At 51.0% G+C, this 26,391-nt stretch carries 24 protein-coding genes; 9 read left to right on the forward strand and 15 right to left on the reverse strand.

From position 1 onward, the window contains the following. Positions 1–112: 112 nt before the first annotated feature. Positions 113–319 carry a hypothetical protein gene (locus AC1DF0_RS18115; RefSeq protein WP_442048018.1) on the reverse strand — a complete coding sequence of 69 codons (207 nt, stop codon included), beginning with the start codon at positions 317–319 and terminating at the stop codon, positions 113–115. A gap of 280 nt (positions 320–599) precedes the next feature. On the opposite strand from AC1DF0_RS18115, the gene mnmL reads away from it, so the two are divergent. The 3 genes from mnmL to AC1DF0_RS18130 are packed head-to-tail and all read left to right on the forward strand — an operon-like array spanning position 600 to position 3,188. Further along, positions 600–1,562 (forward strand): tRNA modification radical SAM protein MnmL/YtqA, encoded by a 963-nt coding sequence (gene mnmL / locus AC1DF0_RS18120; protein WP_475819583.1) that lies wholly within the window; start codon positions 600–602, stop codon positions 1,560–1,562. Position 1,563: 1 nt separating this feature from the next. Beyond that, positions 1,564–2,154, forward strand: coding sequence for a tRNA 5-(aminomethyl)-2-thiouridylate-methyltransferase MnmM (mnmM, locus tag AC1DF0_RS18125; RefSeq protein ID WP_477574873.1), 591 nt, complete (start codon positions 1,564–1,566; stop codon positions 2,152–2,154). A 53-nt stretch (positions 2,155–2,207) separates the two neighbouring features. Then, positions 2,208–3,188, forward strand: a complete 981-nt coding sequence (locus AC1DF0_RS18130) for a type I phosphomannose isomerase catalytic subunit (RefSeq protein ID WP_477574874.1) — start codon at positions 2,208–2,210, stop codon at positions 3,186–3,188. A gap of 260 nt (positions 3,189–3,448) precedes the next feature. Here AC1DF0_RS18130 and AC1DF0_RS18135 read toward each other — a convergent pair whose 3' ends face one another. Together AC1DF0_RS18135 and AC1DF0_RS18140 are read right to left on the reverse strand one after the other, a co-directional pair. Beyond that, positions 3,449–5,308 carry a B12-binding domain-containing radical SAM protein gene (locus AC1DF0_RS18135; protein ID WP_477574875.1) on the reverse strand — a complete coding sequence of 620 codons (1,860 nt, stop codon included), beginning with the start codon at positions 5,306–5,308 and terminating at the stop codon, positions 3,449–3,451. A gap of 125 nt (positions 5,309–5,433) precedes the next feature. Then, positions 5,434–6,993 carry a stalk domain-containing protein gene (locus AC1DF0_RS18140; RefSeq protein WP_477574876.1) on the reverse strand — a complete coding sequence of 520 codons (1,560 nt, stop codon included), beginning with the start codon at positions 6,991–6,993 and terminating at the stop codon, positions 5,434–5,436. Between the two features lie 197 nt (positions 6,994–7,190). Between AC1DF0_RS18140 and AC1DF0_RS18145 the strand changes: the two genes are divergently transcribed. Both AC1DF0_RS18145 and AC1DF0_RS18150 read left to right on the forward strand, forming a co-directional pair. Then, positions 7,191–8,261: an RluA family pseudouridine synthase gene (locus AC1DF0_RS18145; RefSeq protein ID WP_477574877.1), complete on the forward strand. Its 1,071-nt coding sequence runs from the start codon at positions 7,191–7,193 to the stop codon at positions 8,259–8,261. A gap of 117 nt (positions 8,262–8,378) precedes the next feature. After that, positions 8,379–8,708, forward strand: coding sequence for a DUF1904 family protein (locus tag AC1DF0_RS18150; RefSeq protein WP_442048025.1), 330 nt, complete (start codon positions 8,379–8,381; stop codon positions 8,706–8,708). Here AC1DF0_RS18150 and AC1DF0_RS18155 read toward each other — a convergent pair. From AC1DF0_RS18155 to AC1DF0_RS18165, 3 genes are all read right to left on the reverse strand, one after another. Continuing rightward, positions 8,689–10,251, reverse strand: coding sequence for an ArnT family glycosyltransferase (locus AC1DF0_RS18155; protein ID WP_477574878.1), 1,563 nt, complete (start codon positions 10,249–10,251; stop codon positions 8,689–8,691). The genes AC1DF0_RS18150 and AC1DF0_RS18155 overlap by 20 nt on opposite strands. A gap of 20 nt (positions 10,252–10,271) precedes the next feature. Beyond that, positions 10,272–11,567 (reverse strand): MFS transporter, encoded by a 1,296-nt coding sequence (locus tag AC1DF0_RS18160; RefSeq protein ID WP_477574879.1) that lies wholly within the window; start codon positions 11,565–11,567, stop codon positions 10,272–10,274. A 115-nt stretch (positions 11,568–11,682) separates the two neighbouring features. After that, on the reverse strand, positions 11,683–12,246 hold the full coding sequence (locus AC1DF0_RS18165; RefSeq protein ID WP_477574880.1) for an N-acetyltransferase family protein: 564 nt from the start codon (positions 12,244–12,246) through the stop codon (positions 11,683–11,685). Positions 12,247–12,341: 95 nt separating this feature from the next. Here AC1DF0_RS18165 and AC1DF0_RS18170 point away from each other — a divergent pair, with 95 nt between their 5' ends. Further along, positions 12,342–14,615, forward strand: a complete 2,274-nt coding sequence (locus AC1DF0_RS18170; RefSeq protein ID WP_477574881.1) for a UvrD-helicase domain-containing protein — start codon at positions 12,342–12,344, stop codon at positions 14,613–14,615. A 76-nt stretch (positions 14,616–14,691) separates the two neighbouring features. Beyond that, entirely contained in the window at positions 14,692–15,699 is a 1,008-nt protein-coding gene (locus AC1DF0_RS18175) for an HD-GYP domain-containing protein (RefSeq protein ID WP_477574882.1), read from the forward strand. A gap of 75 nt (positions 15,700–15,774) precedes the next feature. On the opposite strand, the gene AC1DF0_RS18180 is transcribed toward AC1DF0_RS18175, so the two are convergent. From AC1DF0_RS18180 to AC1DF0_RS18190, 3 genes are all read right to left on the reverse strand, one after another. Continuing rightward, positions 15,775–16,281, reverse strand: coding sequence for a ferritin (locus AC1DF0_RS18180; protein ID WP_477574883.1), 507 nt, complete (start codon positions 16,279–16,281; stop codon positions 15,775–15,777). A gap of 109 nt (positions 16,282–16,390) precedes the next feature. Then, entirely contained in the window at positions 16,391–16,612 is a 222-nt protein-coding gene (locus AC1DF0_RS18185) for a DUF1450 domain-containing protein (protein ID WP_442048031.1), read from the reverse strand. 156 nt (positions 16,613–16,768) lie between these two features. After that, positions 16,769–18,196 carry a S41 family peptidase gene (locus AC1DF0_RS18190; protein WP_442048032.1) on the reverse strand — a complete coding sequence of 476 codons (1,428 nt, stop codon included), beginning with the start codon at positions 18,194–18,196 and terminating at the stop codon, positions 16,769–16,771. A gap of 145 nt (positions 18,197–18,341) precedes the next feature. Between AC1DF0_RS18190 and AC1DF0_RS18195 the strand changes: the two genes are divergently transcribed. Both AC1DF0_RS18195 and AC1DF0_RS18200 read left to right on the forward strand, forming a co-directional pair. After that, positions 18,342–19,142 (forward strand): Cof-type HAD-IIB family hydrolase, encoded by an 801-nt coding sequence (locus AC1DF0_RS18195; protein WP_477574884.1) that lies wholly within the window; start codon positions 18,342–18,344, stop codon positions 19,140–19,142. 112 nt (positions 19,143–19,254) lie between these two features. After that, positions 19,255–19,461 carry a cysteine-rich CWC family protein gene (locus AC1DF0_RS18200; protein ID WP_442048034.1) on the forward strand — a complete coding sequence of 69 codons (207 nt, stop codon included), beginning with the start codon at positions 19,255–19,257 and terminating at the stop codon, positions 19,459–19,461. On the opposite strand, the gene AC1DF0_RS18205 is transcribed toward AC1DF0_RS18200, so the two are convergent. From AC1DF0_RS18205 to AC1DF0_RS18230, 6 genes are all read right to left on the reverse strand, one after another. After that, positions 19,431–21,884 (reverse strand): EAL domain-containing protein, encoded by a 2,454-nt coding sequence (locus tag AC1DF0_RS18205; RefSeq protein WP_477574885.1) that lies wholly within the window; start codon positions 21,882–21,884, stop codon positions 19,431–19,433. The genes AC1DF0_RS18200 and AC1DF0_RS18205 overlap by 31 nt on opposite strands. Positions 21,885–22,100: 216 nt before the next feature. Beyond that, positions 22,101–22,883 (reverse strand): SDR family NAD(P)-dependent oxidoreductase, encoded by a 783-nt coding sequence (locus AC1DF0_RS18210; protein WP_477574886.1) that lies wholly within the window; start codon positions 22,881–22,883, stop codon positions 22,101–22,103. Between the two features lie 142 nt (positions 22,884–23,025). Continuing rightward, positions 23,026–23,511 (reverse strand): ferric iron uptake transcriptional regulator, encoded by a 486-nt coding sequence (gene fur / locus AC1DF0_RS18215; protein WP_442048037.1) that lies wholly within the window; start codon positions 23,509–23,511, stop codon positions 23,026–23,028. Positions 23,512–23,661: 150 nt separating this feature from the next. Further along, entirely contained in the window at positions 23,662–24,063 is a 402-nt protein-coding gene (locus AC1DF0_RS18220) for a DUF2203 family protein (protein ID WP_477574960.1), read from the reverse strand. A gap of 22 nt (positions 24,064–24,085) precedes the next feature. Beyond that, positions 24,086–24,877, reverse strand: coding sequence for a lipid II flippase Amj family protein (locus AC1DF0_RS18225; RefSeq protein ID WP_477574887.1), 792 nt, complete (start codon positions 24,875–24,877; stop codon positions 24,086–24,088). 449 nt (positions 24,878–25,326) lie between these two features. Next, entirely contained in the window at positions 25,327–26,388 is a 1,062-nt protein-coding gene (locus AC1DF0_RS18230) for a sulfate ABC transporter substrate-binding protein (RefSeq protein ID WP_477574888.1), read from the reverse strand. Between the last annotated feature and the right edge of the window lie 3 nt (positions 26,389–26,391).

Below are 26,391 nucleotides of genomic sequence, written 5' to 3' on the forward strand. Positions count from 1 at the left end.
ATAGCCTCCTTGTAAAGCAATTTCGTTACGGGATCCGCAAATAAAAAAGCCGGCGCTTTGTCGGCGCAACGGCTTTAATCACTTGCTTCGTATGAATAAGGTTGATTCACGATTAGCTCAGCAGCTGATACGGAATCGGTGCGTCTCCGCGCTGTCCGATCTCATAAGTACCTTCCAGCACTTCGTTCAGCTTCTTGCGTGCCGAAATCTCTACGCTGTGATTATCGTGGAAACGAACGCCTGTCAGCGCCATTAACTCTTTCACTGTAAGCTCTACCGTTACTTTGTCATTGCCATGCGGAATTTTTGTTGTACTCATCTCACATCACCTCATCGATTTATTATATAGCGTTACCAGTTAATCGACGTTTCATGAATTCAGGTGCAAATGGGCTATGTTAGGTTTATTTGTTGTTTTGTCGCACTTTTAATATAACACTTCATGTAAGGTATTGCAAGCCCATAATCGCCAATTTCAAAAATAATTTCCAATTAAAGCGGTTTCCGAACATTGTCCGCGGCTAAGTGGATAAGTCGTGGCTTTTCGGTTCGTTTTTCGCTAAAATAGAGGATGTACGTCTTGAAAGAAGGGGAAAAAAATGATTGATCTAAAATCGACGCCGCAGCAGCCGATGCTCTGGGGCGACAAAAGATTTCATACATGGAACTACGAGATGCGCGAGCAATTCGGCGGCAAGGTATTCAAGGTCATGCTCGACGCAGGCTTCACTTGCCCGAATCGGGACGGCTCGATTGCCAAGGGCGGCTGCACGTTCTGCAGCGCGCGCGGATCAGGCGACTTCGCGGGCAGCAGACGCGACGATCTCGTCACCCAATTCAATAATATTCGCGACCGCCAGCATCAAAAGTGGCCGGAGGCGAATTACATCGGCTACTTCCAGGCTTATACGAACACGTATGCACCTGTCGAGGAATTAAGAGAATATTATGAAGTCATTCTTCAGCAGCCTGGCGTCGTCGGCTTGTCGATCGCTACACGGCCGGACTGCTTGCCGGATGATGTCGTCGATTATTTGGCAGAGCTGAACGAACGCACCTACCTGTGGGTCGAGATGGGCTTGCAGACGGTGCATGAATCGACATCCGAGCTAATCAATCGCGCGCATGATACCGCCTGCTATCTCGATGCGGTTCGCAGACTCAGAGAGCGAGGCATTCGCGTGTGTGCTCACATCATTTACGGCTTGCCGCAGGAAACGCATGAGATGATGCTCGATACGGGCCGTGCGGTTGCCAAAATGGATGTGCAAGGCATTAAGATCCATCTGCTCCACCTCATGCGCAAGACGCCGATGGTCCGCCAATACGAAGCAGGACTGCTGCGCTTCCTCGAACAAGACGAATATGTGAAGCTGATTGTCGACAGCTTGGAATTCCTCCCTCCAGAGATGATCGTCCATCGATTGACGGGCGATGCGCCTCGCGACCTGTTGATCGGGCCGATGTGGAGTCTGAAGAAGTGGGAAGTGCTGAATGCCATCGATGCCGAGCTGCGCAACCGCGATACGTGGCAAGGCAAGCTGTGGCAGCCGGAGAGTTAGTATGGGCTTCTTATCCGTGCTGAGCATGGCGCACAGATGGATCGCAGAGCGTGCCTCTGCCGGCGATATTGTCATTGACGCAACCGCAGGGGGCGGTGTCGATACGCTTGCCCTAGCTGAGCTTGTCGGCCGGAGCGGCACCGTATACGCTTTCGACATCCAGCAGGAAGCGCTGGATCGAACTAACGAGCGGCTCTCTCCGCTCGCTGACAATGGAAAGAAGCCCGATGTCAGGCTTCTGCTGGAGAACCATGCGCGCATGGCGGAAGCTGTTGCTCCTGAAGCAGTTGGCAAAGTAGCCGCCGTTATGTTCAATCTCGGCTACTTGCCCGGAGGCGGGGATCACGCCGTAATCACGGAGCCTGCTTCGACGCTTGCGGCACTAGATGCCGCCTTGTCGCTGCTCCGGCCAGGCGGCATCGTAACCTGCGTGCTCTATCCCGGTCACCCGGGCGGGGCAGAGGAAGCGACTGCCGTCGAAAGCTGGGCAGCTCAGCTTCCGCAAACTTTGGCGCAGACGGTCATATACCGTCAGTTGCAACGCGGAACTGCGCCATATCTTATTGCTGCGGAGAGGCGCCGCAGCAATTAAATCTCAGTCTTAACGTTTTACATATAAATCACGTACATGGGAGAGATACAACAATGACAGTAAAACCTTATCCATTGCAATTCCAACCGGAGATGAAAGAACGTATTTGGGGCGGACGAGCACTTGAAGGCTTCGGCCTTACGCTGCCTGATGGATCGATCGGCGAAGGCTGGATGATCGGCGACCACCCGAACGGAACGACTAAAGTAATGAACGGCGAGCTGACTGGCACTGGCCTCGATGTCATCCGCGAAACTTACGGTCGCGAGTGGTTCGGCTCGCAAGGCTTCTCAGAGAAAAACGGACGTTTCCCGCTCCTGATCAAGCTACTCGATTGCAATGACGACCTGTCCATCCAAGTTCATCCAACCGATGTTTATGAAGGGCTGCCGAAAGGCGAGCTTGGAAAGACGGAGATGTGGTACATTCTCGACGCTAAGCCAGGCGCCAAAATCATATACGGCCTCAAAGACGGCATCGACCGTGCCGCTATGGAATCGGCTATCGCCGAAGGCCGCATTATGGATACGCTTCAGGAGGTTTCCGTGGAGGCGGGCGATGCTTTCTACATCCCTGCAGGCACGGTTCACGCTCTATGCTCCGGTGTCGTTGTTGCTGAAATTCAGCAAAACTCGGACACGACTTACCGCCTGTACGACTATGCCCGCCCAGGCCTCGACGGTCAACTGCGCGAGCTCCATATCGAAGACTCGCTGAATGTTATCGCATACGAGGGTGCTGGCGCTCAGCGCATGAAGACGGACGGAGCAGCCCCTGGCGAATGGCTGACAATCGCCTCTTCCCCGTATTTCATCGTAGAAAAAGGCATTGTTGCAGCGCCATGGCAGCTTGAAACAACGACGCAAAGCTTCGTCATCCTTGTTATCGCCGAAGGCCAAGGCAGCCTGAAGTGGGCGGACGGCGAACTGTCGGTCAAAGCGGGCGAGTGCTTCCTTCTGCCGGCGACACTCGGCAGCTACGAGCTGTCCGGCAGCATGACGGTATTGCGCAGCGTTGTTCCTGCAAGCAAATAAACGTAAACCATTCATACCTGCCGTATCTTGGCCTTCAAGCCATGGTACGGCTTTTTTCATGCTGTTCCTGTCTTCGTTCATGGTTACTGCTTGCTTACGAATCGTAGAATGTCTATTTAACCTCCAACCCGCCTTTCGTTGCTTCTTACGAACCGTGGAAACGCTAACGCACATCCTTCCTAATAACGTTCCTAAGATTCCTTAGCACGCAACCAATAAAAAAACGGCTTAGCGTCACTATCGGACGCTAAGCCGTCTATTTACTTCGTAACCGCCTCGCTTGCCTTATCCGCTTCCATCGTCAGCATATATGGGCGCGGCGTCGGCTTCGTGCTTCCGGCATCGAGCGCATACAGCATGACGAGAAGCGTATGCCTCGACTTATCGATCTCGCCGCTGGCAAGGAAGGCTGTAAGATCGTACGGCAGCTTCTCGATGACCGCATGCTTGTGCAGCTCCTTCTCGCTTAAGCCGAGCGCGGCGAATTCCGGCGACACGTCGCCAGGATGCTCAACAAGACGTCGCATCCAACCGCTCCACTCCGACTTGTCCATCGTGAATTCCCACCATGTCTTGCGCGGCTTGTAATTATGATTCAAGAAGAAATCGTATTTCATGAGCCCTAGCACGACTTCGGAATCGAGACGGTTGCGAGCGTCTGCGAGCATCGAAGCTTGCAGCTCGGTCGACGCAGAAGCAGAAGCATCCTCCAGCGAGCCAAGAAACGCCCATAGCCGCGAGAACAGATCCTCCAGCTGATGGCCGATCTTCTGCCAGCCGCGACGCTCCCAATAATCGCCGAACAGCTGGAAGAAGTCGAACGGCGAGTCGAATACGCGCTCGACTAGATAAAGCAGCGTATGGTCCATCCGATGCGCGTTCCAATATTTCTCCAGCACATCCTCCACCCGCTTAATGCGAACGATATCTCCGAATGGCATCAGATCGTTGCCGAGCATTTCGTAAGGAGCCCGATCCATATAAATATATCCCCACTTCGCCGCATCAAGCCGCAAGCCTGTACCGCGCAGCATCTTCAGGAATCCGAGCTGCAGCTCTTCCGGACGAAGCTCGAACACATCATTGAACGTCCCGCGGAACGTATCATAATTCTCAAGCGGCAATCCGGCGATCAAGTCCAGATGCTGATCAATCTTCTGCGAATCCTTCACCTTCGTTACGGTGCGCACGAGCTTCGACCAGTTCTGTCTCCGCTGTACCGCTTCATTGGTCGGATCATTCGTCGATTGAACTCCGATCTCGAAGCGGAATACGCCAGGCGGCGCATGCTCGGCCAAATAATCAAGCACCTCCGGCCGCATAATATCAGCGGTAATCTCGAATTGGAAGACGCAGCCCTGATGATTCTCGATCAGGAATTGGAACATCTCCAGCGCATAGTCGCGCTTAATATTGAACGTTCGGTCTACGAACTTAATGAGCTTCGCGCCGGAATCGATCAAATATAAAATATCGGACTTCGTCCGCTCGATATCGAAGTAACGCACGCCAACCTCGATGCTGGATAGGCAGAACTGACAGCTGAACGGACAGCCGCGGCTTGTCTCGAAATAAACGACACGGCTGCCGAGGTTCKGAATATCTTCCTTGAACCGGTKGGGCGAAGGCAGCTCCGCTAGATTCAGCTTCGGACGCGGCGGCATAATGACCACCTCTGATTCCTCTCCGCGCTGCTTGCGGTAAGCGATGCCGAATACCATATGATATTTGCCGTCCCCTTGAATCTCGGTCAATAACTGGTCGAACGTCTCTTCGCCTTCGCCGATTACGATGAAATCAACCTCGGACACGCGGTCCATCCAGTAATTCATATCGTAGCTGACCTCTGGTCCGCCTAAAATGATTTTGACCTCGGGCATGATTTTGCGCAGCATGTTGATGACGGTGATCGTCTCTTCAATATTCCAAATGTAGCAGGAGAAACCTACCACATCCGGTTTGCGCGAGAAAATATCCGATACGATATTCATCGCCGGATCCTTAATCGTATACTCTGCTATATCCATATCGAATCGCTCGCCGCTGTATGCCTTCAAGCATCGCAGCGCAAGCGAGGTGTGAATGAACTTCGCGTTCAACGTCGTTAAGACGACTTTCATAGTAAATACCTCTCTAACTTTAGCGCTTATTATAAGACTGCTTCTTATTGTACAAAACTTCGCATCAAAAAAGAAGAGGCGCCCCTTCCGCATGATGCGGACGAAGCGCCAACGTATGAGTTAGATTATTGCTTAACGTCAATGACAAGCTGGTCCTTCACCTGCATATCGATAACCGGGAAGCGCAAGCGCCATTTGCCCTCGCCTGCCGGCGTAACCTCATTATTCTCGTAGCCGCGAGGCTCGAACGTAAGAACACGGTCATAGGACACTACAAATTGGATTTTCTCGTCAGGCAGCATTCGATGAAGCTCGTAGCCTAAGTTAGCAGCCCAAATGCGAAGCTCGTCTGCCGATGCCGGACCATAATACATATAGAACATCGGATCGATATCCGCTGTTATCACATACCAGCCTTCCACGTCGCGCTTCACTTCCCAATTCGTGAACGTCGCCGTCGCCGCCTTCAACTGCACGCTTCCGAACTGCTCTTCCATGAGCTTCTTCACATCTGCAAAAGGAGCCCCGACCAGCGTATCCGGCATGGTAGAAGGAAGGAACTTAGCTTGCTTAATCATCTGCTCCGTTACCACTCCCTCGAGGAGCGACGCATGCATAACCGATACGGCAATATTCAAGTGGGCCGTCGTATTTTCCATGCCGCCCGATGTAATGCCGATCAATTCGCCCGTATCGCTAAAGAGCGCTCCTCCTGAGCTGCCATGGTCGATCGGTGCGCTCGTTTGCAAATAACGAACGCCATCCTCATAGATGATGTTGCTAATGACACCTTCCGACACCGTGTTTTGGAAGCCCAGCGGACTTCCGATCGCCACAACTTTATCGCCCTTCTCCGCGCTCAGGCCATATCCGAGCTCGACTGCAGCAGCCCCGATGGATTCCTCCGTCTTAATGATAGCAAGGTCATCCGTCTTATCATAATGGACGACTCCAACCACGCTCAGAGTTTCTCCATCCACCGTCATTGCAGTTGCCGAGGTCGCATCGACGATCACATGATAATTGGTCAAAATAAGATTGTCTCCGATCACAATTCCGCTGCCTTGGCCAAGATTCGTAGAAATAAGGACGACGCTTTGGTCGTATTTCTCTACAATTTGCTTCGTCGTAAGCTTCGGAATGTTAGCTTGCTGCTCCAACCATTTCTCATAAGCGAGCCGTTCAGCTTCTTCCGTGGATGTAATTCGAATCGTATTAGCCGCACTGTCCCATTTCACTGTCGCTCCAAGCGATTGCGAGGTGAAGCGGACGGGAACGAATGTCACTCCGCCCTTGACGATCGGCGCAGCGTCCAGCTTTACTGACTTGCCGTTAATAAGCGCTGTTTTCTGCCCAACCGTTAATGTAATCGTTATATTGCCTTTGCGGCCGATAATCGTCTTCGTCTTCGGCTCCCACGTTACGGATGCTTGCAAGGCGCTGAAAATATTGCGCATCGGTACGAAGGTGACTCCGTTCTGAGCGAACGCCGATGCCGACAAATTTAATTTCTTGCCGTCCACATATACGAGCGGCGACTTAGCTGCTGCGGCAGCCGGTGCAGGTGCTACTGCTGCTTCGACTGAAGCAGAGCTGCTAAGACCAGGCAGCGGAGCAAGCAGAAGACCTGCTGCAAGCATCGGAGTTACTATCATTGTTGCAAGCTTATTGTTCACTAGTTTCACTTCGTACATTCTCCTAACCTTCACCTTTTATACAACCGACAATCTATAAAATTATGGTAACATCCCTATCCTTGCTTGTCTATGAAAACAGCTTTCATAGAATGGTATACCCAGTCTTCTTCTTTTCAAGTGAATCATTAGAACTGCAACGGCCAATCATGGTATAGTAGGAGCAATGAAGCTAGGAGGTCGTAAGCATGAATAAGGGGAGAAGTCGCCCTGAGCAACAAAAGCAAAAGCAGACGCACGGTCCAATAAAGAAAAAAAATCACGGCAGCGGCGGAAGCAATGGCAATAACGGCAATAGCAATAGATCTGCGGGCCATATTAAACCGCACAATGAGCGGACCCAGTTGAAAGATAACGCCAAGGAAAAGCAGAAGGCCTATACCGTGGATGAGGCTATAGAGCTGCTGCCTTTCCTCATTAAGCATATTGCGGGGGCCGGTCGGAATAAAATCAAATCGATGCTGGCGCATGGTCAGATCGCCGTCGACGGCAAACCGAACACCGCCTATAATTTCCCGCTTCGTCCGGGCAGTACGGTAACGCTGAACAAAGGGCGGGCCATTGAGGCGCCACCGCTCGAGGGCATGAAAATTGTGCATGAGGATGATGATGTGATTGTCATTGTTAAACAGGCAGGACTGCTGTCGGTTTCCTCTACAACAGGGGCGGAGAACGAGGTAACGGCCTATCGTCAATTGATGGCCTATGTCCGTGTCTACAATCCCAACAATCGGATCTTCATCGTCCATAGGCTCGACCGGGATACTTCAGGTCTTATGCTGTTCGCAAGGAGCGAAGCCATTCAGCAGCAGCTCCAGAACAATTGGCAGGAAACCGTACAGGAGCGTATGTATGTGGCATTAGTCGAAGGGACGGTTAAGCAGCCGCAGGGCACAATCTCGTCTTGGCTCAAGGAGAGCAAGACGCTTAAGATGTATTCCAGCAGCTATCCGAATGACGGCCAGCATGCCGTCACCCATTATAAAGTGCTTCGCTCGGACAGAAACTTCTCCTTGCTCGAGGTTCACCTGGAGACGGGACGCAAAAATCAAATTCGCGTTCATATGGAGGAAATCGGGCATCCTGTGGTCGGCGACAAAAAGTACGGCGCCCGTACGAAAGCGATTGGCCGACTTGGCCTGCACGCCCGCGTTCTCGCTTTCAACCACCCGGCTACCGGCAAGTTGCTTCGGTTCGAAACGGAAATTCCGAAGCTGTTCTTAAAGCCTTTCCAGACGGAAACTCCAGGAACCAAATAACAATAAAAATAGGACGGATGCGGATGCAGCCGTCCTATTTTTATTGAAGATTGTCGCCCATGTTACAATAGATTAGCTTTATATTTTCGAGCTTTCCATATCTAGGAGGTCATTTATTTGCCACATTTAGTATTCCGCGGCGTAACCGCCGATCAACTGCGCACCGCCAGCGAGCCGCTTGCCGAGACATTAGCCGAGTTATGTCAATGCGGCACGGATAACTTTACGATGTCTTGCTTGAATGCGACGAGCGTATTCGGCGATCCGGCTGACGGATCGCTGTTCGTCTTCGTCGAGGTAGGCTGGTTCGATCGCGGGCAGCAGACAAGGAACGAGTTCGCGCTGGCCGTTACCGAATCGATTCAGAAGCTCGGCGCATCCGAGGTCGAGGTCGTCTTCATCGCTTATCGCGAGGACAGCTATTACGTTAACGGGACGCCATTCTAATCACATTATAGTGCTTAAACTCTCTCACCTCGTAGCCGCTCAGATCGCTAGGAGGCTGATCTCCTTCGGACAAAATATAGACGGCATTATCGCTCGGCTCGAACGCAGCCGGCAAGCCGAATTGATAACGTCCGAAGGAGCTTACGAATTGGAACGGGGCACCCGGATTGCTGTATACGACCGTGTCAAGAAACAAATGCGGATCGATCCGCTCGTAAAAGAGTACATAAATATACGGCATATTAACGTTATTCGTTACGTAGATCGTTCCTTCCGTCTGATCGGACGCATATTGCACCGCTTCACCAAACGATTCATAAAACATCGGACCGGCTTTCTTCGGATACTCTACGAAATAATTACCGCAGAACAAAACGAAAAACACTGCAAACGCCGCCAGCGCGACCGAAAAAACGTACTTGAGCTGTCCCTTCAGCCATATTAGCCCTGCTAACGTTAGCAGAACCAGCGGGAAGAAAATGATATTGATCCGATTAATATTAATATCCGTAATGAGCGACATCAGCAAGGCTGTTATTCCCCAGATGGCGATAATGCCTTGCTCGGTGCGCAAGCCGCTGCCAATCCTCACGCAGACAGCGTAAAGTCCAACAAGCATGAGCGGCAGCGCTAAAGGGTACATATACCCGTAAGGAGGAATAGCGTTCCACAACAGGCCGTCTTCCTGACTAAGCAGCACTTGCAGCAGCAGATCGAAATGCTGAACAGCATTTTGCAGCACATCGCCTTGGAAGACGCTCGATACCTGCTCTACCCTCGGAACGGTCAGCTTCGGAATCGAGAACAGCCATGTTTCAATTGTCCCCTTGCCAAGCCGGTTGATGACAATAAAGAGCAGGATCGGCAGCCCCAGCACAACCATGATGCCTATATTCCATAGTAACGTACGGAGTTTGATTTTTCTCTGCGCGATGAGCAGGATGAGTACGCCGAGCACGAACACGGGAACGAAAAAATATGCGGTCCCATAAGCATACAACGACAACGTAATCGTAATTGCGAACAGCGTGAACCATTTTGGTTGTTCGAGCGACTTGAACAAGAACCATACCGCCAGCAGTACCAACGTTGGAAAAAGGTTCGACTCCAGCGCCCATCTGGACATCATAATATGCCACGGACAAATCGCGATAAGAAACATGGCCGTACCAGCCGCTGCCTTATGCTTGAACAGCTGCTTGGCAATAAAGTAGAAAGCAATCATACCAACAAGACCAAATACGATATTGACGGCTCGAACCGATAGCTCATTCAAGCCTAGCAGCCATATTAAAGGCATCGATAAATATGCGTATAAGGCGTTCTGACCGCTGCCCCAAGCAATCAGATGAATCGGCAACTGGATGCCGTTACGGTCGATGCCGTAATGAAGGATAGCATAGGCGTCATAACCGATCGACGCCTCATCCTGGTTAAAGCCTGCCGGTATAGCACCGGCATAGAGCAAGCGCACAAGTGCGCCAATTGCGAACAGAGCTACGATCAACCCATTTTTTTTGACCCATTCTAATGATGGCGACATTCGATCAACAACCACGCTTCCTATACATCCAAAGATGATTTCTGTTCAGTTCCTGTACTGCGGATTGGATACAGAAAGAAGAACACAAACGCCAGCAGCAGTGCGCCGAGGGGAATAAAGCTCAGCATCGAGCGGATGCCCCAGACAGCGCTGTCCGTCTGCACCGCATCCTTCACATAACCCGTCGTCTCCAGCACAATGCCAAGCACCACTGCCTGAAGCGATACGCCCCATCTGACGATGAAGCCGTTCATCCCAAAGTACATGCCCTCTCTGCGCACCTTCGTTCGCCTCTCGTCCTCGTCGATAACCTCCGACAACAGCATATCCAGCAGCACGAGCAGTCCGGCTAGTCCTATTCCAATTGCGGCAGCTGCTATCGCGGCAGCGAGCACGCTGGAAACGAAGGCGAAGGGCAGCATGGAAGCTGCATAACAAGCGACGGCGACCAGCGACGTCTTGCGCAGTCCCCAGCGGGTGACGAGCTTGCTCCAAAGGAATACGCAAGGAATAGCCGCTACGAATATCGCGCCGAGCAATATCGTATTGCTGTCATCGGACGCGCGGAGCACATATTTCGTGAAAAACGGAATAATTGCCGGAATCATCGCGAATGTGAACTGCACGAAGAAACTTCCGATAACGAACATAACGAACGCTTTGTTGGTGAACGTATACTTCAGCGATTGCTTCAGGCCAAGCTTCTCCCGCTCCACGGTCGTTTTCTCTTTGCTTGACGTCACCATAATAAGAAGGAACAAGAGCGCTACGCCGGCGAAGATTACGCCCATCGGGCCCCAGCCAATTCCGCTGTACAGCAGCGGTGGCAGCGCAACGCCGATAATCATGCCTACGATGCCGAGCATTTGGCGTGAAGCGGACACACTCGCGCGCTCCTTCATCGTTGTGAACATTTCCGGGAACAGCGCCGAGTAGTTGAGCACAACCATAACGAACAATATATCGTACACGAGTACAATAAATACGAAGTACCAGAATAACGTCATTCCTTCGCCTACCGGAAACCAGATCGCGGTGAAGGCAGCGGCCAAAGGCACCATGCCGAACAGCATATACGGGATGCGTCTCCCCCAGCGCGAGGTCGTTCGATCGGACAGATGACCGAACAATGGGTTCAGAACAGCGTTTACAATGCCGTGCACAACCATGGCCGCGCTTATGAGTCCAGGCTTCACGCCCAGCACGTCCACATAATAAAATACGATGTAGGTCGCGAAAGCCTGCGCAATCAAATTTACCGACAAATTACCCGAACTGTAAGCTAGCTTCGTGCTTCTTAACCGACCACCCAACATGAACAACACGCTCCCGGATACGATTGAAAAATGACTGGAAATGACTTTATCTGTCACTTTTATATTAACGTACCGATCCTATTTATTCCAAGAAATAGTTTTAGAGCGTAAGCTATTATTCGATATTTTTCACCATTCTTCTGTATTGGCCTCCGCTGACGGTAATTATGCCGTCCTCAACGTAGTTAAGCTTTTTATACAGCGCATAGGCACCTTCATTATAGGGCTCTACAATAAGCGACATTCTTCTGTAACCGGCATCTTTCCCCTTCTCCTCGAACGCAGCGAACAGCTCCTTAGCAATCCCCTGCCCTTGATACTCTTCATCGACGGCGATCGAATCCAAGTAATATTCTCCCTCCTTGGCCTCAACGACGATGGGGTCCGCTCCGGCAGCGCCGTGGATAAGAGCAATACGCTCGGCAAAGGGCCGATCAAGCAGCTCCGCTCCATCACCCGGATAGCTGATTGCCATTCCCACAACATGTCCGTCCCTCGTATAGACGAGCACATGCTCATAGCTGATCCGATTGCCCTCTCTTCCGTAAAATTCAGCCAATATGCGCTTCGTCTCCGCATCGTCCTCCGTGCCCGCCAGCGTATAGGCGATGTTGCCGATTGCCGCCAGCAGCAGCGGCATCACTTCATGCACATCCTCTTGAACAGCTTGTCTAATCATGTTGCGTCAGCTTCCTCTCTCTTTCGTTAGCTAGTCGAAATCTCATGCCATCTGCTATGATGGTCTATATATTTGTTGACGAAGGTGATTGATACATGAGTCTTACCTATTATTCTTACCCTATTGGGATTCAAAATAGTTCCATTCCCGTTGCCGACCGCGCGGAAGCCGATACGAGCGCTCAGCTCGTCGGCAGCAACGAGGCGGATGCCGCCTTCTTCCGCGCGCTTGAGCGGCACGGCATCTCGCTGAACCGTCCGCAAATCGCCGCCGTGCGCCATGATACTGGACCGGCGCTTACACTCGCAGGCGCCGGCACAGGCAAGACGTCGGTGCTCGTCTGCCGCACCGCCTATCTAGTCGCGGTTCGCCATGTACAGCCCCAGCAGGTGCTGCTCATGACCTTCTCCAAGAAGGCCGCCGACGAAATGAAAGGCCGTATTCGTTCCTTGCCCGCCATTCCGGCGCAAACCTCAGGCGCAATTGAAGCGTGCACCTTCCATTCCTTCTGCCTCCAGCTGCTGCGCGGAAGGGGCTATCGGCAATCGATTCTAAGCGAGACAAGCCAGAAACTTGTCTTCTTCAAGCGGCTAATGCGTGAGCTTGCGCATACGCTCACGCGCGAATACGAGCCGGAGACGCTGCTTGCTCAGTTATCCTCCGTGAAGCTGCAGATGATCGATGTAAGCGATCTGCCCGAATCAACCTCCGAGGAACGCGAGCTGAAGGTGCTCTTCACGAGATACGAGCTATGGAAGCAGGAAAGTGACCGTTTCGACTTCGACGACTTGCTGCTTGAAGCGTATCGCCTGTTATCGAGAGACAAAGCGCTGCTTGCTTCCTTACAGCAGCGCTTCCGCTATATCATGATCGACGAATTCCAAGATACGAACGAGGTTCAGTACGCTATTGTGAAGCTTCTTGCCGAAGGCCATCGCAATCTGATGGTCGTCGGCGATGATGATCAGACGATCTACTCGTTCAACGGCGCTCGCAACGACTATATCTTGAACTTCGAGCAGCAGTATCCGGGCGCGGCGACGATCGTGCTTGATATTAATTATCGCTCGACCGCCGCTATCGTCGGTCTTGGCAATGCGATTATTCGCCGCAACAAGCTGCGCAAGCCGAAGACGCTGCATGTCGTTAAGCCAACGGGAGAGCCGCCCTCTTACGCCCGCGTTAAGACGACTCAGGAAGAAGCGAGTCTCATCGCGGATACCATAGCACAGCAGCAGGAGCAAGGCGCTCGTTCCTTCAGCGACTTCGCCGTGCTCTACCGGACTGCCAGCAGCAGCCGGGCGCTCGTCGAGCAGCTTCTGCTTCGGCAACTGCCGTTCGTCGACTTCGGCGACGGCCAGCTATTCTACAACCATTCCGTAGTGAAGCCGCTCCTTGCCCATCTGCGGCTCGTGCTGGACCGCCGCAACTTCGACGCGATCGAGTCGATGCTCCAGACGCTGTATGTGAATCGCGAGCAAGCGATGGCGTTCATCTGGCATCAAGACAAAGAGCGGGCTAAGAAATGGCCGCTTATTCATCTGCTCGACTATCCGGCATTGAAGGAATTTCAGAAGGAAAAAATCAAGGAACGCATCAAGCTGCTGAAGACGTTAACCGAGCTGAGGCCGCAAGCCGCTATCGCGTTGCTGCGCCAATCCTTCTACGACCAATACCTCGAGACAGGTAAGCAAAGTGTCCTTACCGAACATAAGGAAGCGATTAAAGAGGTCGTCGACGAGCTCGAATCAGCGGCACAGGCGCATGAAACGATCGAAGCCTTCTTAACTTATATCGATGACATCACGGATAAACACATCTCCGCTTCGCAACAAAAGAAGGAGCAGCAGCACGCTGCAAACAGAAGAAGCGCGATTTCACTTATGTCCATACATAAGTCGAAAGGGCTCGAGTTTCCAGCCGTCTTCCTCATCGGAGCATCGGAAGGCATCTTGCCTCATACGTCCGCTCTAGCCGCCGATAAACGAAGCGATCGAAGCGCAGCTCAGACAGGCGACGATACGCGCGCCGAGGCGCTGGAGGAGGAGCGGCGGCTCGCTTATGTCGCAGTCACGAGAGCTCAGGAGCAGCTCTATATCAGCTCTCCGGCCGTATACCACGGCAAGCCTGCCGAGCTGTCCCGATTCGTCTTGTCCGCCTTCCAGCCCTTGACGGAGGACCGAGCAATCAACGACGATCAGGAGCGCGGCGAATTGGCGCTCGCCTGGATGTGTACTAGCGACAGCTGCAAAGTATGGCAGCGAATCATTACGTACGAGGAAGCGCAGCCCGAGCAGCGCGAATGCCCGTTATGCAAGAGCCCGATGCGCAAAGGTCCGAAACGGCTTCCAACCTCCATTAATGTGTAATGATCACTTCATATGATCCGCAACGCAAAGCAATGCTCACAGCCAACCCGACATAAGGAGAATCCAATACAGCGATATGAATCTCATCCATGACAAACTCGCATCTTTCCTGCTGCTCGCCGATGCCGTTATTATCACCGACGGTCAGCACCGAATACTAGCGGTCAATTCCGCCTATGAACGCATTACCGGTTATGCTTCACATGAGATAACAGGCAAGAAAGCGAGCATTCTGCGCACCTCCTATACACCGAAGGAAACACATAACACGATGAAGAACGCCATCCATGCCGGAAAACCATGGTCAGGCGTATTCACGAACCGTAAGCGCGATGGCGATCTGTGGCATTCCTCCATTACGATCACGCCGATCGTTGTCGAAATGGACGATTATTTCGTTGGCGTCTTCCGGGAGCTTGAGCAATTGGAGAGCGGCCACTACTTGGCCGAGGAACGAATCTCATCTTTGCAAAGCTCTATGCTCAAGGTACTGGCGATCTCCTGTGAAATCCGCGATCCAGGCATTGAGCTTCATCTCGTTCGTGTTCGCGAACTAACGGCCTCGCTTGCCGCCTATCACAATGAGCGGCTGCAACTGCACTGGAGCAGCGAGATGATCGACCGAATTTCTCATGCCAGCATTTTGCACGACATCGGCAAGTCCGGCATTCCGGAAGGCATTTTATACAAGCCAGGTGCGCTCGCCTATTACGAACGGCAGATTGTGGAGATGCATACGCTGATCGGCCGGGATATCATTGATAAAATATATAACGAATTTCAAGACGAGCTGCTCGCCAATGAACTTGAAACAGGCAAAAACATTATTTTGTACCATCATGAGAAATGGGACGGCAGCGGCTATCCGCATCAACTCGCCGGCGAGGACATACCGATTGAAGCGCGTATCGTTAGCATCGTCGACGTTTTCGATGCCTTGACCAGCACACGGCCATATAAGGAAAAGTGGTCCGTCGAACGCGCCTTGCAGCTCATTCGCGAGGAGCGAGGCCGACACTTCGACCCGTCTCTCGTCGATTCATTCCTCGCGCTAATCGAACAGAAGGAACAACCTTCAACTTAAAGTAAAGGTAAAGGGCTGTTCCGGAAGGTCATTGAAGACCTTCTGGAACAGCCCTTATTGTTGCGCAGCGGATGATTACTCGCCAGCCGGAGGCGTGAACGAACGCTGTGCGAACTCGGCATCAAGCATATAGAACGCGTTGCTGTCTTTCTCAATGCGCTTCAGCTTGTGGATGATATTGTCGAACAACGCTTCCTCTTCGACCTGCTCGTCGATKAACCACTTCAAGAAGTTGATCGTCGCATGCTCGCGATCGTTCATCGCAAGGTCAGACAGATCATAGAAGCGCTTCGTATTTTGCTGCTCGTGACCATAACCTGCTTCGAACGTGTCGAGAACGGATTTGTAGTCGTTATGCGGCTCACCAAGTGCCGAAATCGTCGCGCGACGTCCGCGGTCATTCAGAAACTTGTATATTTTCATTGCGTGAAAACGTTCTTCCTCAGCTTGTACAAGGAAAAAATTCGCAAAGCCTTCCAAGTTCTCTGCAGAGCAATACGCCGCCATTGCTAGGTATACATGGGCGGAGTAAAACTCAAAGTTCATCTGTTCATTTAATGCTTCTGCTAAATTGTCCTTCATTGGCGTAACGCACCTCTCTTCTCTAGATTGTACTTATTCTAACACATGCGGAGAAAGCTGTCGCCATCCTTTGGCAACAAATGCTAAAGAATGGCGACGGTCGATCTATTTAGCCGATCATTTTTTTGAGTCTCTTGTACAGTTGATCTGCCGATGGCGCGGTTATTGTTTTGGACTTAACGACAACGAAGCATTCAAGCTTGCATGTCTTGCAGTTGCCTAGACAATCGCTCTTCTTCTGCTTAATTTCAGGATACTTATCCTTCATCGCCTTATAGATCGGCTTCAGTCCGTGCCTGAAATTACGCTTGCAATACTTGATCTTCTTCATTTCATTAAGTCACCTCTCGCCACCGCGGTGTATTATCTCATCCTTATTAGATGATAATGATTATCACTACCGTTGTCAACAGCGAATATAAACTGCTTGGTTGGTTAGGCCGCTGCCAGCATAGACGCAGAGGCGAGAGACGACTCAGATCGCGATCTAAGCGCCTTGGTTCAGCAACAGCTCTATTCCTTTGTGGAGTTGTGGATCTTCAAGGTCAAGCTTCTCACGCAGCCGCTGCAGCAGCAGATAGCCGCTCTTATCGTTGAACTGTCCGCTCGACTCCAGCTGCTCTGCCTCTTGGAATTTCTTCATCGCAGCAGCCGTTTGCTTGTCATAGTAGCCTTCGGCGCCTGCCGGGCCGTATCCAAGTTCCTGCAAGACCTGTTGAAGCGTATGAACATCTTCTCCGTAGCTGCCTATCTTCATCTCCGTTCCGATGGCCAGCGGCCGCAGACTCGCATACGCAGGCAGAGCAACAACATGATCGGGTGTTACGCCCTTCTTATTGATCCAAGCCCCGCTAGGCGTCTTCCACTGGGCTTCGGTCAAGCTGAGGACTGAGCCGTCGGGAAATTGCTTGAACGTCTGAACGACGCCTTTGCCATACGTCTGCTGGCCAATAACGACTGCCCCCGCCGACTCCTTCAATGCGGCAGTCAGCACCTCGCTTGCGCTGGCCGACATTCCGTTCACGAGCACGGCGATTGGAATCGTCCATTCCTTCTCCTGGCTGGACTTGTACGTTATAATCTGGCGCTCGTCCTTGTAGACAACATTTAATATCACTTTGTCATCCGGAATAAGGATGTTCGCGATCTCAATCGTTGGCTTAAGCAGACCGCCGGGATTCGATCGAAGATCGAGCAACAGCCCCTTCAGCGGCTTGTCCTTCTGCAGCGCATCCAGCTCCGTCTTGAATTCCTCTGCCGTCATCTCCGCGAAACGGCTAATCGTTACATGCCCAATCCCGCCATCCAGCAGTTCTGACGTGACCGTATGCACCGGTATAGCTTCACGCTTCAATGATACTTCAATTGGCTTGGAATCGCTGCCGCGAACGACCTTCACTACAACAGTCGTCCCCTCTTCCCCTCTAACGAGAGCCAACAGCTCTTGGAACTCAATTCCCTTAACTGATTTCCCGTCAATCATAGCAATGATATCTCCGGGAAGCAGACCGCCTCGTTCTGCGGGAGCGCCTTTCGTCAAACTGCTAATTACAAATTGTCTTTCTTCGACGCGAATATCTGCCCCGATACCGTAGAATTGCCCCTCGTAGGATTGCGTATACGCCGTTCCCTTCTCTCCGGTCATATAACTTGAATACGGATCGTCCAGCGATGCAATCATGCCTTCGGCTGCTCCGTCCAGCAGTTGCTTCGGTTCCGCGCCGTTCAAGTAGTCGCTCATGACTCTGTCATACGATGCAGCAAATTGCTGGAAGCTCCTCTCTCTCAGCATCGGGTAACGGTTGCCCATCGATAGGAGTCCGATTGCAAACCCAATAGCAACGCATAATACCGCTCCCAAAGCGCATAGCGCTATAAATCGTTGTTTCGCTGCAGTAGAGGTAAAAATGTTCATGTGATGTCTTCCCTTCAAGTTTATGTGAATAATCTGGTTTCTTAGGCGTTGAATGATAGGTCTATTTTCGATACAATCAAGGTTACCACGCGAACTATCCATATAGGAGTACAGAAAGAGAATAGAGAGGAGCTTTACCGCTATTATGTATAAGCTTATTGCAATTGATGTAGACGATACACTGTTGACCGACGAACTCGTCGTAACCGAAGGAACGAAGAGCGCCATGGCTGCTGCTATCGCACAAGGTGTAACGGTTACGCTCGCTACGGGCCGCATGTATTCTTCCGCCGTGAAGATCGCCAAGCAAGTTGAGCTCAATGTTCCTATTATTACGTATCAGGGAGCTCTCGTCAAAACGCTGCTCGACGGCACCGTTCTGTATGAGCGCAACGTACCTACCGATGCAGCGAAGGAGCTATACCAATTCGTGCAGGAAAACGGTCTTCATCTGCAGCTGTACGTTAATGATGAGCTGTACGGCACGGAGGACAACGACAAAATCAAAGCTTACTCCAAGCTATCCAACATTCCATATAAAATCGAGCCCGACTTCGATAAACTAATCGGTCAGCCGCTTAACAAAATGCTCATCATCGACGATCCCGAGAAACTCGACGTCATTGCCGAGCAGCTTCGCCCTCTAATCGGCGACCGCGTTCACATTACAAAATCGAAGGCACATTATTTGGAGTTTATGCATAAGGAGGGCACGAAAGGTCATGCCCTTCGGTTCATGGCCGAACATCTTGGCTGCTCAATGGATCAAACGATCGCTATGGGCGACGCATGGAACGATAATGAGATGGTTTCCGCTGCCGGACTTGGCGTCGCTATGGGCAATGCCATTGGCTCATTGAAAGAAATCGCCGACTACGTCACTCTGTCGAATAACGAAGAGGGCGTACGACATGTCATCGAGAAATTCGTTCTGAATGCCGAATAACGGTTAAATTACAAAAAAAGAGTGGCTGACGGGTGTCATGCATCCCGTCAGCCACTTCAATTATAAGCTTAATAATAGCTATTCATCCTATAGAACGGAGGCTTTACCACATATGAACTGTCCAATCTGCGGTCAAACCAATCATTGCGGCGTCGAATCAGAACCCTCGAGCCAAAGCGGCAGCGCCTGCTGGTGCTTCCAAGCGTCCATCCCTGCTGAACTGATCGCGCTTGTTCCTCCCGAACAGCGAGGAAAGTCATGCATCTGCCAGAACTGCGTCAAAGCTTATCACGAATCAAATAAAGAAAGCTCGGCATAAGAGCGCTGCGGCTTGAAGAACGACTCTTCAACGTCATTAGCCGATAACGGCTTGCTGAAGTAGTAGCCTTGAATTTTCTGGCAATCTTTGTCCCTCAATATGTCCAGCTGATCCTTCGTCTCAATGCCTTCCGCGATAACTTCCATATTCATGTTCTGAGCCATAGCGATAATAGTCGCGACGATCGCTTGATCGTTGCCGCTGTGGGTAATGTCGCGAATGAAAGAACGATCAATCTTAAGCTTGTGGATCGGGAACATTTTCAGATAGCTCAAGGAGCTGTAGCCTGTCCCGAAGTCATCCAGACTGATTCGAACGCCGTATTCATTCAGTCGCTTCAAGATATCCGCCGACAACGCTGCGTCCATCATCATGCTCTCCGTAATCTCCAGCTCCAGAAATTTGGGCTCTAGACCGACATCATCCAATATCGCTTTGATATATCCTGCCAAATCAGGCTGATGGAATTGCTGCGATGACAGATTGACTGCTACCGGAATGAGCGGGCCGCCTGCCAAATGCCATTCGCGCATCTGCCTGCACGCTTCGCGCAGCACCCAAGTGCCGATCTCGTATATGATGCCCGTCTCTTCCGCAATCGGAATGAACGTTCCCGGCGATAACAGCCCTCTGTCTTTATGATTCCAGCGAACAAGCGCTTCAACACCGATCATTTCGTTGTCGGACGTTCTAATTTGCGGCTGATAGTGAAGCAGCAGCTCGCCATTATCCACCGCTTTGCGCAGGTCGCCCTCCAGCTCGATCTTCTGCTGCAGCTTGTCATCCAGCTCTCGGGAGAAAAACATAAAGCCGTTTTTCCCTTTTCTCTTCACTTCGTACATGGCCGTATCCGCGTTCTTAAGCAGCTCGGTAGCATCATGTCCATGCTGAGGGAACAAAGATATGCCGATACTTGCCGACACGTAGAAGTCGTTGTCCTTAAGCCTATAAGGAATCTGAATCGAGTTAATGATCTTCTCTGCGAGCTCAACGATCTCCGACTCATCCGGGCAGTTGCGGCATAGAATCGTGAATTCATCGCCCCCCATGCGGGCTAACATCACGTTCTGACCCTCCAAGCTTGTCTGAATGCGTGTCGTCAATTCTTGCAAGAAGAGATCGCCATACGTATGCCCCAACGAATCATTTATCATTTTGAATCGATCAATATCCAGCACCATTACAGCGAACGGCAGACGGCTTGCATTTCTAGCTTCAATCCATTCGTTGATCGCTTGATTGAACTTCCTTCGGTTCGGCAAGCCCGTCAGCTCATCGTGATACGCAAGATGATGAATTCGCTGCTCCGCCAGCTTCTCGTCCGTAATATCTTTGAAAATAATGTAGCTGCCCGCCACGTTGCCCTCGATAATGACCGGAACATTCGTTACCGATAATAAAATGACCTGACCGTTTCGAATAAGCGTCGTTTCATGAGTCGTGCGCATCCCCTTGAACGCATTAACGAACATATCCGTCGTCTTAGCGCGATCCGGCTCAGCGATAACTTTGGCAAGCTCGGAAATCGGTTTTCCCAGCACCTGAATATCTGTCAGCCCCGTAATGTGGAGCGCCGCTTCATTATAACTAATGACGCGGTGGTTCAGGTCGACCGACACAATGCCGTCGAGATTATTATCGTAGAGCGACTTATACCATTTCTCGCTTTCCTCCAGAGCCGTATCCTTAATGTTCAACCGCTTGGACATAACGATCCCGAATAACGACAACCCCAGCGTGAACAGCGTCCCGCCTACGATTAGATAGGCAAGCAGCTTCTGATCAAGGATGAGCCCAATCGAGAACGGAGTTCTGTTATTCGGATGGAAGTTTGTAGCGAACATGCCCGTATAATGCATGCCCACAATCGCCGCACCCATAATGACACCGCTGCCCAGCTTCTTCCACCCTGCACTGCTCTCCTTGCCCCCGCGAAAATAAAACGATAGCCACAGCGCCGCAATCGATGCCACTATCGCAATGACGATCGATAATGTAAACATGAGCGGATCGTAAGATAAGTCAACTAATATAGCCGACATTCCGACATAGTGCATTGTCGATATGCCTGTTGCAAGCAATAATCCGCCCGTTAGCAGTTGGCGAATCGTTAACTGATTGCGGCCAACCACGTAGAGCGCAATGAATGCCGCCGCAATCGCCGCTATGACAGAGGCGAACACAATAACAATGTCGTATCTAATTGTGATAGGCAGCGAATAAGCAAGCATGCCGACAAAGTGCATCGACCATATGCCGCTGCCCATAATGGCTGCGCCGAATGACAGCCAACCGAGCCTGCTGCTGCCCTTCGCATTGCTGACTCGGCCTGCCAGATCAAGTGCTGTATAGGAAGCAGCAACCGCTATTATGTAAGAGAAAATAACGAGTAAACTGTCGTAAGATCCATGTATATGTTCCATCGTTTGCCCTCATTTCGGTTAAGTCGAAAACTATCAAACTGCTGTCGAAATCTAGCGAATGATCAGGACTTAAGACCTCTATACAGTATACATGATTAGAAACATTCCAGTATAGGTATTCTTTTCATCTTTGGACAAATCTGTCCTTCTCGCGAACGAAATGCGCCGAGCTCCTACAACCCCGTCCGGCGCACACTCCTACAATATAATTCTAAGTTACAATACGGCTGCGATTCCGCCATCAATGTTAACCGACGTTCCGGTTACGAAGGATGCGGCATCTGATACGAGAAAGGCGATGACGTTCGCGGCCTCGCTCGCTTCGCCGATACGGCCAAGCGGAATACGATGCTTCGGATCTGCGGCGAATTGCTCCCACGACTGCTCAGGCGCCGTGCTTCGCCACATTCGCTCGATCTGCTCACTGCGAATAAGTCCGATACATACAGCATTAACGCGAATGTTATCCGAGGCAAGGTCTTTGCTCATCGCTTTCGTCAGGGCCAGTCCCGCCGCGCGGCTTACAGACGTCGGCAGCGACGAGGCTCCTGGCGTCTTGCCTCCGACCGCCGTTACGTTCACGATAGCTCCGCGTCCGGATGCACGCAAGTGAGGCAGCGCTTCACGAGCAAAGTGAATCGCTCCGAACAGCTTCAGATCGAGATCGGACGTCCAAGCTTCCGTGCCGACATCGGCGAACGGACGCGCTGCTGACGTGCCCGCATTATTGACGAGAATATCCACTCTCCCGAATGTGTCGACCGTTCTTGCTACCGCATGCGCCGCAGCTTCCGGCTGCGAGACGTCAGCGCTGATCGTAAGCACCTTCTTGCCCGTCTTAGCAAAGATTTCTTCTGCTGCGGCGTCTAAACCGATGGGGTCTCTTGCAACAATAGCAACCTCTGCTCCCTCCGAAGCAAGCAGCATTGCAGTTGCAAATCCAATTCCTTTGCTGCCGCCGGTAACGATTGCGGTCTTCCCTTTAAAGCCAAGTTCCATAGCTTCTCCTCCTTAACTTTCCTTTTTCTAGTGTAACAACCAGGCATAAATATGCAACGCCGCATGACGAAACGAATGAAAGGCTGAGACTCTGCGAAGAGTACTCAGCCTTTCCAGCCCCTACTATGTGCATGAATATTGTTTACGAAACGGCTTTGCCTGTTTTCTTGCAAGCGCCGTTGCTGTTTTTGCATTTCTTGTAGGTGCCCGTAAAATCTAAACGGTGGTCGGACACTTTGAAGCCGAATTCGCGTTCGATTCGCTCCTCGATTTCCGTCAGCCAGTCTTCCTTGATTTCCTGCAGCGCGCCGCATACTTCACAGATCAAATGATGATGCATATGCTCGCTGTCCGCATCGCGCAAGTCGTAGCGGGCTACGCCGTCGCCGAAGTTCATTTTTTCAACAATATGAAGCTCTGCAAGCAGTTCTAGCGTCCGGTATACGGTAGCAAGGCCTATGTCTGGATAGGTTGCCTTCACGAGCATGAATACTCCCTCTGCGCTCAGATGGTCTTCTTCATGCTCCAGCAATACCCGCAATATAATTTCGCGTTGAGTCGTTAACTTATATCCTTTCGCCATCAAATGACGATTGATTTTATCGATTTCCGCTGTGACGTTCAACATAAACAGGATACCTCCTCTTATTACATCTAGCCAAGCAGATATAGATGCCGCCTAATCCTGTCCTGACTCCTAGCTTAGTTTTTTAGAATTATTATAATCTAATCGTAATACAAATTACCGAAATTCGCAAACATTATTGCATTATCGTGCTTACGGATATGGCCTGCGTCCCATGAACCCTTCGTTCCAGCCGTGGTAGTGCGATATTTGCTCCTCCCCTTGCTTCCAGCATAGCAGAACTTCCTTCCCTTCCAGTATGGCTGGAAAATCCAATAAGCCTGGAGAAATCGACTTTATTAGTACGCCCTTGCGAGTGAAATTGCTTATCTGAAGCTCGGCTTCCATTCGCATGAAATCAAGCTGGCTCTCCTGTTCAAAATAAGGGTCGGTCATCGTTCCGCGCGTACCGGGAGACAGCTTGTGCTTCGCTTTAATCGTCTGCAATTCCAAGTAACGGTCATCAATATCGTCAATGAGCACCTGAAGCTTATAAAGCTCTTGCTTTAATTCAGGCAGCAGCACATTCGCTTCATCGATCGTAAATAATTTCATATCCACTTGCGTACTCTCCTTCTTAGATAAGCTTTACGAATGCGATAATCACATACGCAGCAGGTATTATGAGCAGTTGAGCGAGCAACGTTCCGAAGAAGCGAGATACCATAAGCAGCGTATATATTTTGCCTAATTGATTTCTTGCGTCCTCATCCTTCGTTGCCTTGTCCATAATGAGCCCCAATTGCGGATCGATAAATATAGTTAGCAGCACCGTCGCGATTCCGTTAATAATGCCCGACGTTTGTGAAGCAGTCGTGCTGATTGCAGGCGCGAGATGGGCCGCGTACAACGCAGATATAACACCAACCGTATAGAAGGCCGTGACGGCAATGTTGAGAAAAATAAATCGCTTCGGAATGCCCAAGTAGCGGAAAGAGCTCAGCCGAATGCGCGGTCTTCTAATATAACGCTTCGCATTCTTCAACTGACCCAGCGTGACGCTGGACATCAGCTTTGGTATCGAGCCGGTCAGTTCCAGCCGGGCAATAATTCTTCCGCATAGCGGAACGAACGTCGGAAACAACGCAATTGCAATTAACGTTCCAATAGAGGCCGCAAACAATACGATCCGGAAGTAGCCAAGTATATCAAAGCTTGCATCCGTTCTTGCATGATCGACGAAATGTCCAGTATTGATAGATTGCAGCATGTTGGCTGTTCGCGATATAAGTACGATAATGCCCGTCAAGGATAGCGCTACCGCGATCTTATTCATTTTAACACCCGCATAGCGAACCGAATATGACAAAGTTTCGGCAGCATGAATKATAATCGTTAAAATAACGACAAAAATGAGACTGTTAACCATCCACTCAACTCCGTTATCACGCACTGCTGCGCAATTTTGAATAACAGCGATGTATTATTATTCGCTTAGATGGATTAAATTCCCTTTCCAATCATTATAAAAAAGGCGACCAGCAGAAAAAAGGAGAATGCCTCAATTGCCGATCGGCTATTGAAACTCTCCTCTAGCTAGTTCTATAGGTTTCGCACTGCCCCGCCAATCATTTGATCTCGATCGCAAACGCAGCCGAAGTGTCCCCTTTGATCAGTATGCTATTGCTGCTAGCATCATTCGATAAGATCGTTTCGGCATACTTCCGTATCACCTCTTTGCTCTAGTAGACGGCCTTATGAATCGGAAGGTTGCAGCAAGGAACTGCAAAGAAAATAAACCTCCGCTCGAAGCGCCGTCATTCTGGACGAAGCGCTTCGAGCGGAGGTTCCCTGTTCATTTCAACTTAATGGTATGACTTATAAATCTGCCAGAACCTGATACCAGACGCCCTTCTTCGAATAAAGCGTCTTTCTCACTTCGTCCCAGCCGCCGAGATACGAAACGTCGAACAGTCCTTCTGGAACGATGAATCGGTCAGCCGTGTCAGCAGCGACCGCCTCGTTCACCGGACGGAAGCCGTAATCCGCAAAAACCCGCTGAGCATCTTCGCTGTGCAAGTAAGCAATGAACGCTTCGGCTAGCTCGCGCGTACCGTGCTTATCCGCGTTCTTATCGACGACCGCAGCCGGGTTCTCAATGAGTATCGTGCTGGACGGAATGACGATATCGTAGTTGACGCCTTGCTTAATCCGCGATAACAGCTCATTCTCATAGGTCACGATGACATCGCCGACTCCATATTCGAAGGCCGCCATGGAGGCCCGGCCGCTCTTATCAAGCGACTCCACATTCTCATGCACCGACTTCAAGAAGCTCTTCGCATACTCCGGGTCCTTCGAGCCTGTTTCCTGCTCAGACTTCTTGAGCCCGGCTCCATAGATCGCATTAATATCCCATTGCGCGCCGCCGGAGGTCTTCGGATTCGGATACAGCACCTTAACGCCGCTCTTGATGATATCGTCCCAATCCTGAATGCCTAACGGATTTCCTTCGCGCGTACCCATAACGACAATGGAATTCGTAATTACGCCGCCATTGCTCTGCTTCTTCCAATCCTCCGTAATAAACCCGGCATTTGCGATCTTGTCGAGATCGCCTTCCATAGCCATAATCGCAACATCCGCCTCGAAGCCGCCTGCGATCGCACGCGCCTGAGTACCTGATGCTTCATAGGATTCCTGGAAGGATACCTTTTGGCCGGTCTTCTCCAGCCAGTACGCTTGAAACTCCGGAAGAATATCTCCGAAGGCGTCCTTAACAACCGAATATGCACCGATTACAAGCGTTACATCGCCGTCTTGTACGGAAGATTCAGCGGCGGGATCGTTAGTTCCGCTGCTGCAGCCTGCTATCACTAGCAGCGCTGCAGCCAGCAGTATAGCGATCAAGCGCTGGCTTGTTGTCAGGTATAATTTCATGTT

The sequence above is a fragment of the Paenibacillus sp. 05T425 genome (genome assembly GCF_056396205.1).